This is a genomic window from Sporichthya sp. (assembly GCF_013815995.1).
In the GTDB taxonomy this organism is placed as follows: Bacteria; Actinomycetota; Actinomycetes; order Sporichthyales; family Sporichthyaceae; genus Sporichthya.
In genome coordinates, this window is sequence record NZ_JACDFE010000227.1 from 1 (window position 1) to 7,345 (window position 7,345).

Below are 7,345 nucleotides of genomic sequence, written 5' to 3' on the forward strand. Positions count from 1 at the left end.
CCCCGGTCTCGGCCAGGAGCGCGGACGCGTCGGCGGGCCGCCCGGCCGGGTCGCGCGCCGTCGCCCGCAGCACCAGGTCATCCAGTGCCGGAGGCAGCGTGGGGCGCTGGTCGGACGGGCGGGGCACGTCGTAGTGAACGTGCTGGTAGGCGACTTGGATCGGGGTCTCGCCGGAGAACGGCTGCAGGCCGGTCAGGCACTCGTAGAGCAGGATCCCGGCGGCGTAGACGTCGGAGCGGTGGTCGGCGGTGCCCTTCTCGACCTGCTCGGGGGAGAGGTAGGCGACGGTGCCGATCAGGGTGTTCGTGCCGGTCGGGGCGCCCCAGGTCGCCGCGTTGCTACCGGCGGTGACCGCGCGCGCCAGGCCGAAGTCGGCGACCTTGACCCGTCCGTCGTCGGCGATCAGGACGTTCTCGGGTTTGATGTCGCGGTGCACCAGGCCGGCCTGATGGGCGGCGGCGAGCGCGGCCAGCACCGGTTCCATGACCGCGAAGGTCTCCCGCGGGGTCAGCCGGTGCTTGTCGCGCAGCCAGTCCCGCAGCGTGCGGCCCTCGACGAACTCCATGGCCAGGAAAACCGTCCCGGAGTCGGCGCTCTGGTCGAAGACGGCGACGACGTTGGGGTGCGAGAGCCGGGCCGCTGAGCGGGCCTCGCGGATGAACCGTTCGACGAAGTCACGGTCCTCGGCCAGCCCGGGGTGCATGACCTTGACCGCCACCACCCGGTCCAGCCGGGTGTCGACGGCCTCGTAGACGGTCGCCATCCCGCCACGCGCGATCTTGCGCGTGACGCGGTAGCGCCCGTCCACCACGGTGCCGACCAGGGTGTCGGCAGGCTCCCCCATGGGGGGCAACTTTAGTCGGACTATCACGCGGAGCGACGGATCTCCAGAAGGTCAGCCCCAGGCCAGACGGCCCTGAACAGGCGATGACGGCTCGGCGTGATCCCGAATCGGTATGCGGCCGGCCTGCCGGGCGAGGCGCCCGGACTCGACGGCCTTGCGCATCGCGACGGCCATCGCGACCGGGTCCTGGGCCCGGGTCACCGCGGAAGCCAGCAGGACCGCGTCGCAGCCGAGCTCCATCGCCAGCGTCGCGTCGGAGGCGGTGCCGATCCCGGCGTCCAGCACGACCGGGACCCCGGCCCCGGCCACGATCAGGCCGATGTTGTGCGGGTTGCGGATGCCCATCCCGGACCCGATCGGGGAGCCCAGCGGCATCACCGCGGCGCAGCCGGCCTGCTCGAGGCGGCGGGCCAGGATCGGGTCGTCGTTGGTGTACGGCAGGACCACGAAGCCGTCGGCGACCAGTTGCTCGGCGGCGTCCAGCAGCTCGATCGGGTCCGGCAGCAGGGTGCGCTCGTCGCCGATCACCTCGAGCTTGACCCAGTCGGTGCCCAGCGCCTCGCGGGCCAGTCGGGCGGTCAGGACGGCCTCGGCGGTGGTGTGGCAACCGGCCGTGTTCGGCAGCACCGCGATCCCGTGCTTCGTGAGGAGATCGAGCACGGACCCGCGGGTCCCGGGGTCGACCCGGCGCATCGCGACCGTGGTCAGCTCGGTACCGGACTCGATCAGCGCGGCCTCCAGCACCTCCAGGCTGGGGGCGCCGCCGGTGCCCATGATCAGGCGGGAGCCGAACGCGCGGCCGCCGATCACCAGCGGGTCGGTGGGGTCGCCCGCAGGCACGGACCGGACGTTCACGCTCACCCTCCCTGGACCGCGGTCAGGATCTCGACCCGGTCGCCGTCCTGCAGTTCCAGCAGCCGCCAGCGCCCGCGTGGGACGACGGCGCCGTTGAGCGCGGCCGCGACCCCCTTGGCGTTGGGGTTCCCGGCCAGCTCCTCGACGAGGTCGGCCACCGTGGTGCCGGCCTCGACGTCGCGGGAGGTGCCGTTGACCACGACGGTGCCGCCGCCCTCGCCCTCTTTCATGACTCTGCTTTCATCGGACCGCCATCGGGCTAGGGGGGCGGACCAGCCGGTCCGGGCTGAACGGGCGCGCGACCTCGGGCGTCGCCTCACCCGCCAGGACAGCGGCAACCGCGTCGGCGGTGACCGGGGCCAGCAGGATGCCGTTGCGGAAGTGGCCGGTGGCCAGCACCAACCCGGGCAGGGCGGTCGCCCCGAGCACGGGCATGTTGTCCGCGGTGGCCGGACGCAGGCCGGCCTGGGTCTCGGTGACCGTCAGCTCGGTGATGCCGGGCAGAATCTCCCGGGCGTCGCGCAGCAGCTCGTAGATCGCGCCGGCCGTCACGGTGGTGTCGAAGCCCTGCTCTTCCATGGTGGCGCCGAGCACGAGCTCCCCGTCCGCGCGCGGGACCAGATAGATCGAGGCTCCGCGGACAATGCCGCGCAGGTTGTGGCGCAGGAACGGGCGCGCCTGCTCCGGGACCTGCAGCCGCAGCAGCTGCCCCTTCACCGGCCGGACGGTGGGCAGGACCCCCTCCGGCACCCCGTCGATCGCACCGGTCCAGCACCCGGCGGCGAGCAGCACCTGGCCCGCGGCCAGCGACGTGCCGTCGCCCAGGACGACCCCGGTGGCACTGTCGCCGTCGGTGCGCACCGCGCTCACGCGGTCGGGCCGCACGGTGACGCCTGTGGTGGCGCACGCGGCCAGCAGGGCGCGGATGAGCCGGCGCGGGTCGACCTGGTGGTCCCCGGCCACGAACAATCCGCCGCGGATCCCCGGCGCCAGCATCGGCTCCAGCGTCCGCACCTCGCGTCCGGTCAGCCGGTCCACGCTCAGGCCGAGCGATTGCTGGAAGGCGTGCAGTTCCTCGGCCATCGCCAGGTCGCCGCCGTCCGCGGCGGCGAGCACGGTGCCGGTCTCGCGGTAGGCGGGGTCGATCCCGGTGGCGTCGGCCAGCTCGGCGGCCAGCGCCGGCCAGCGGGCGGCGGAGTCCAGGGTGAGGCGCAGCAGCGCCTGCTCGGTGTAGTGCGCCTCGGTGACCGGGGCCAGCATGCCGGCAGCGACGGTGGAGGCCCCGGAGCCGGGCGCGGGGTCGCAGACGGTGACGGACAGGCCCCGGCCGGCGGCCCGCCACGCGGTCGCCAGCCCGATCACCCCGCCGCCGACCACGACGACATCGGGGGTTGGCTCACCCACTTCGAGTGCTCCCTTCACCGGCATTACCCGGCAGGTTCGACGGTCGGAGGCGGGTACAGCCTCCCTCTCAGCCCGGTCCTCCGAGCTCCCGTGTAATGCCCTCAGCCTAGTGGCTGAGGCTCCTGGCAGGCTGGGGCCCATGAGCGAGACGCAGGACGGGACCGACACGACCCAGGACATCGTCGAGTCAGCCGTCACCAGGTGGCTGACCGTGCCGGACGTGGCCGAGTTGCTGAACATCGACGTGGTGCGGGCGCGCGGGCTCCTGAAGGACCGGCAGTTGCTGGCCCGGCGGCGGGGCGAGCGGGACGTGCTGTCGATCCCCGCGGAGTTCATCCAGGACGGCGCCGTCCTCAAGAGCCTGCCGGGCACGCTCGTGCTGCTCCTCGACGCCCGGTTCACGGACGAGGAGGCGATGCGCTGGCTGTTCACCGACGACGACCTCCCCGGGTCACCGGTCGATGCGCTGCGGGCGAACCGGGGCACCGAGGTGAAGCGGCGCGCACAGGCCCTCGGGTTCTGATGGTTGTCACGGGCATCCGGGGACAGCTCGCGCAGGCGCGGCTGTACCTGTGCACCGACGCCCGCGAGAAACAGGGCGATCTCGCCGAGTTCCTCGATGCCGTCCTGGCGGCCGGCGTCGACATCGTGCAGCTGCGCCAGAAGCACCTCGAAGCCGCCGACGAGCTGGCCGCGCTGGAGGTGTTCGCCGACGCCGCGGCCCGGCACCGCCGGCTGTACTCGGTCAACGACCGCGCCGACCTGGCCTACGCCTCCCGGGCGGACATCCTGCACCTGGGGCAGAACGATCTCCCGGTGCCGGACGCCCGTTGGCTGCTCGGGCGCGACGTCCTGATCGGACGCTCGACCCACGACGAGGACCAGGCCGAGGACGCCATCGCCGATCCGGCGGTCGATTACTTCTGCGTGGGACCGACGTGGGCCACCCCGACCAAGCCCGGCCGACCGGCCGCCGGCCTCGAGCTCGTCCGGTATGTCGCGGGACGCACCCCGAAGCCCTGGTTTGCGATCGGCGGCATCGACCTGGACAACCTGGACGAGGTGCTCGAGGCGGGCGCCCGAAGGGTTGTCGTGGTGCGGGCGATCACCGACGCGGACGACCCCGGGGCCGCCGCCGCCGCCTTCACGACGCGCCTGCGTTCGATCGGATCCTGACGAAGGTCTTGCCGTCCCAGGGGCTCGTTACCGCCCTGTGACAGCCCCGAGATAAGGCTCCGTCAAGTCACCCTCGACGAGGCCGCGGAATCCCTACCGTTTCTCGCAGCGGAACCCCTGAGTCCGCCGTTGAGCCGGAGACCCCGAGAAGTTCCCGGCCAGGAACGACGTGTGAGGCGCATCGACCCCCTGCGGTGCGCCTCACCGTCGGGCCGCCCGGGAAACTGATCCGGTGCGCCAGTACTCCTACCTCGCGGTGCTCGTCGCCATTCTGGCCGCGACGCTGCCGCTGGAGCGTCTGCTCGGCGCCCGCGTCCTTGCCCAGGGGCGGCGCCTGGCGCTCACGCTGCTGATCGGGGCGGCCCCCTTCCTGTGCTGGGACTTCTACGCCGTCTCGCAGGATCACTGGTCCTTCGACGCCGAACAGACGGTGGGCGCGGAGGTGCCGGGCGGACTCCCGATCGAGGAGGTCGCCTTCTTCGTGGTCATCCCGTTGGCGATCCTGTTCACCTTCGAGGCCGTGCACGCGGTCCGGCGCAGGTTCTCGTGACCTACACGCAGTTGGCCCTGCTGGGCGTCGTGCTGGCGGTCGTGGTCGACCTGGCGCTGCTGCGCACCCGTCTGCTGACCCGGGCCTCGTTCTGGACCGCCTACGCGATCGTGGTGTTCTTCCAGCTGCTCACCAACGGCTGGCTGACCGGCCGGGAGATCGTCCGCTACGACGCCGGCGCGATCATCGGCGACGCCGACCCCCAGTTCCTCGGCGACGGGCGGATCGCCTATGCGCCGGCAGAGGATCTGCTGTTCGGGTTCGCGCTCGCACTCTGGACGCTCGGTTGGTGGACCTGGCTCGGCGCCCGCCAGGACCGCCGGGCGCGGGCGTAGGCGCCCACCCCGACCCGCAGCCGCGTCGGCAGACCGACCCGGGCCCGGCGGTCGAGCACCCGGTAGTCATTGGCCTCGATCTCCTTCAGGATGCCGCCGTAGAGCCGGGTCGCCGCCTGGATGCAGGCCCGGCTGTCCGGGTGCAGCATCGCCACGCCGGGGGCGGCGGCGGCGTACCACGAGCGGGCCCGCGTCACCTGAAAGGCCATCAGATCCCTGATGGCGTCGGAGTGTTCGCCGCGTTCCAGGTCCGCCCGGGTGACGCCGTGCGCGGCCAGGTCCTCGGCCGGTAGGTAGAGCCGGCCGCGGCCCAGGTCCTCGCCGACGTCGCGGAGGAAGTTGGTCAGCTGGAACGCGATGCCCAGCGCGCGGGCGGGCTCAGCGGCCGCCTCGGGGTCGGCCGGACGCAGCAGCGGGAGCATCTGCAGTCCGATGACCGCGGCCGAGCCGTGCATGTAGGTCAGCAGGTCGTCGAAACGTGGATAGGTCGCCACGGTGAGGTCGGCGCGCATGGCCGCCAGGAACGCCTCGGTGTGCGCCGGGGGGATGTCCCAGGTCCGGGCGGTGTGCACGGCCGCACGGCCGACCTCGTCGTCGCTGTGCCCGCGCTCGAACTCGGCCAGTCGCGCCGTCGACCAGGCCTCGAAGTGCTCGGCGCGCTGCGCCTGGGCGCCGGAGACGTCGTCGACGATCTCGTCGGCGTGACGGGCGAAGCCGTAGAGCGCCCAGACGTGCGGGCGGCGGGCGGGCGGCAGCAGCAGCGTCGCCAGGTAGTAGGTCCGGCCGTACCGCGCGTGCAGTTCCTGGCAGCGAAGGTAGGACGCCCGCAGCCGCGGGTCGGTGATCCCGGCGGCGTCCAGGGCGGCGCGGGACGGCATGCAGGGAAGATTACGCCGACGGCCGCCCATTCCCCGGACAGGCGGCCGCCGGCCGTTGGGGGTCAGTCGAACAGCTCCGACAGGAACGAGGTCCGCTTCTTCTTCTCGCAGTGGTCGATGGTCGCGCCGTTGCGCTCGTAGCTGCGCATGTCGGCAGTGCACTTGGGGCAGGTCAGGACCCTCACGGGCGCAAAACGGACGGCGGGCCGCCGAGGTTCCCAATTCTCCCAACTCGTCGCGAATCGGCCACGCGCCGGCTGCCGGCGCGTTACCGTCGCCCCATGGTGCGTCCCCGTCGCCTGCTTCCCATCGCCGCCGCCATCGCCGTGGCGGCCGCCGTGGCGATCCCGCTGGCCGTCGCCGACGAGCTCGACCCCAACGGGTCCGAGACCGTGGCGGAGGTTGTCGAGCCGGCCGCCCCGGCCGCCCCGCCGGCCCCGGGGATCCGCTACGTCGCGCTGGGCGACTCCTACACCTCCGCGCCCGGGGTCACGCCCGTGGACTCCACCGCCCCGCCCGCCTGTGGCCGCTCGGCGGTGAACTACCCGCACCTGGTCGCGGAGCAGCTGGGGGCGCAGTTGACCGACGTCAGCTGCGGCGGCGCCCAGACCATGTCGCTCTACGACGCGCAGTTCTCCGGCGTCGACGCGCAGCTGGACGCGCTGCGCCCGGACACCACGCTGGTGACCCTGGGTATCGGCGGCAACGACAACGACCTGTTCGCCACCGCGGTCGCGGGCTGCGCTGCGCAACTGGGCGACGTCGTCGCGGGCGACCCGGCGCCGTGCCGGACGCGGTACGCCCAGCAGTTCAGCGAGGACATCGCCGCCTCCGGCGTGATGATCAAGCAGGCGCTGGTGAACATCAACGCTGAGGCCCCGCAGGCCCAGGTCGTCGTCGTGGGCTACCCGAACCTGTTCCCGACCACGCCCGCCGGCCGCCTGACCTGCGCCGCGGCCGGGGTGCCGTTCACGCCGGACGACATCGAGTTCCTCGACGGCGTCGAGCGCGAACTGAACGCCGCGCTGGCGACCGCGGCCACAGAGACCAAGAACACCTACCTGGACACCTACACCCCGAGCCTCGGGCACGACATGTGCACGGCCCCGGGTACGCGCTGGATCGAGCCGACCATCCCGCTCGCCCCCGCCGCCCCGGTGCACCCGAACGCCGCCGGCCAGGCCGCGGTCGCCGCCGGTCTCGCCGCCGTGGTCCGCCCCCGCCCGACGGCCTGACCCGACGCAGGTAGCACAGACCCCCGAAAGCGCACTACGCCACGTCGGATCGCAAGATCCGCGTGCTG

General features: G+C 72.9%; 11 protein-coding genes and 1 riboswitch. Of the genes, 5 read left to right on the top strand and 6 right to left on the bottom strand.

The features are described 5' to 3' along the window. From H0X00_RS19760 to thiO, 4 genes are all read right to left on the bottom strand, one after another. On the bottom strand, positions 1 to 844 hold an 844-nt coding region (locus tag H0X00_RS19760; protein WP_293774165.1), incomplete at its 3' end, for a protein kinase. A 51-nt stretch (positions 845 to 895) separates the two neighbouring features. Next, entirely contained in the window at positions 896 to 1,684 is a 789-nt protein-coding gene (locus H0X00_RS19765; RefSeq protein WP_367186706.1) for a thiazole synthase, read from the bottom strand. Positions 1,685 to 1,701: 17 nt separating this feature from the next. Continuing rightward, positions 1,702 to 1,929 carry a sulfur carrier protein ThiS gene (gene thiS / locus H0X00_RS19770; protein ID WP_293774169.1) on the bottom strand — a complete coding sequence of 76 codons (228 nt, stop codon included), beginning with the start codon at positions 1,927 to 1,929 and terminating at the stop codon, positions 1,702 to 1,704. Positions 1,930 to 1,939: 10 nt separating this feature from the next. After that, a complete protein-coding gene (thiO, locus tag H0X00_RS19775; protein WP_293774171.1) occupies positions 1,940 to 3,103 on the bottom strand; it encodes a glycine oxidase ThiO in 1,164 nt (387 codons plus the stop codon). Next, a riboswitch (TPP riboswitch) is annotated at positions 3,096 to 3,205 on the bottom strand. It overlaps the preceding gene by 8 nt. A gap of 37 nt (positions 3,206 to 3,242) precedes the next feature. On the opposite strand from thiO, the gene H0X00_RS19780 reads away from it, so the two are divergent. The 4 genes from H0X00_RS19780 to H0X00_RS19795 all read left to right on the top strand — a co-directional run bounded on the left by H0X00_RS19780 (position 3,243) and on the right by H0X00_RS19795 (position 5,164). Beyond that, positions 3,243 to 3,626 (top strand): Rv2175c family DNA-binding protein, encoded by a 384-nt coding sequence (locus H0X00_RS19780; RefSeq protein WP_293774172.1) that lies wholly within the window; start codon positions 3,243 to 3,245, stop codon positions 3,624 to 3,626. Further along, positions 3,626 to 4,279 carry a thiamine phosphate synthase gene (gene thiE / locus H0X00_RS19785; protein ID WP_293774174.1) on the top strand — a complete coding sequence of 218 codons (654 nt, stop codon included), beginning with the start codon at positions 3,626 to 3,628 and terminating at the stop codon, positions 4,277 to 4,279. Before H0X00_RS19780 ends, thiE begins: the two co-directional genes overlap by 1 nt. Before the next feature lie 232 nt (positions 4,280 to 4,511). Beyond that, the gene (locus H0X00_RS19790; protein WP_293774176.1) at positions 4,512 to 4,829 is read left to right on the top strand and encodes a lycopene cyclase domain-containing protein; all 318 of its coding nucleotides are present in this window, start codon (positions 4,512 to 4,514) and stop codon (positions 4,827 to 4,829) included. Next, positions 4,826 to 5,164 carry a lycopene cyclase domain-containing protein gene (locus H0X00_RS19795; RefSeq protein WP_293774177.1) on the top strand — a complete coding sequence of 113 codons (339 nt, stop codon included), beginning with the start codon at positions 4,826 to 4,828 and terminating at the stop codon, positions 5,162 to 5,164. Before H0X00_RS19790 ends, H0X00_RS19795 begins: the two co-directional genes overlap by 4 nt. Here the strand turns inward: H0X00_RS19795 and H0X00_RS19800 are convergent. Next, positions 5,059 to 6,042, bottom strand: a complete 984-nt coding sequence (locus tag H0X00_RS19800; RefSeq protein ID WP_293774179.1) for a phytoene/squalene synthase family protein — start codon at positions 6,040 to 6,042, stop codon at positions 5,059 to 5,061. The genes H0X00_RS19795 and H0X00_RS19800 overlap by 106 nt on opposite strands. Before the next feature lie 62 nt (positions 6,043 to 6,104). Continuing rightward, positions 6,105 to 6,227, bottom strand: a complete 123-nt coding sequence (locus H0X00_RS19805; protein WP_293774180.1) for a zf-TFIIB domain-containing protein — start codon at positions 6,225 to 6,227, stop codon at positions 6,105 to 6,107. 96 nt (positions 6,228 to 6,323) lie between these two features. Here H0X00_RS19805 and H0X00_RS19810 point away from each other — a divergent pair, with 96 nt between their 5' ends. Beyond that, positions 6,324 to 7,277, top strand: a complete 954-nt coding sequence (locus H0X00_RS19810; RefSeq protein WP_293774182.1) for an SGNH/GDSL hydrolase family protein — start codon at positions 6,324 to 6,326, stop codon at positions 7,275 to 7,277. Positions 7,278 to 7,345 lie beyond the last annotated feature (68 nt).

What these genes read in the sequence shown, in the direction of transcription:
- thiS (WP_293774169.1), bottom strand. Translation starts at nt 1,929, where the DNA reads ATGAAAGAGGGCGAGGGCGGCGGCACCGTCGTGGTCAACGGCACCTCC.
- H0X00_RS19780 (WP_293774172.1), top strand. Translation starts at nt 3,243, where the DNA reads ATGAGCGAGACGCAGGACGGGACCGACACGACCCAGGACATCGTCGAG.
- thiE (WP_293774174.1), top strand. Translation starts at nt 3,626, where the DNA reads ATGGTTGTCACGGGCATCCGGGGACAGCTCGCGCAGGCGCGGCTGTAC.
- H0X00_RS19800 (WP_293774179.1), bottom strand. Translation starts at nt 6,042, where the DNA reads ATGCCGTCCCGCGCCGCCCTGGACGCCGCCGGGATCACCGACCCGCGG.
- H0X00_RS19810 (WP_293774182.1), top strand. Translation starts at nt 6,324, where the DNA reads ATGGTGCGTCCCCGTCGCCTGCTTCCCATCGCCGCCGCCATCGCCGTG.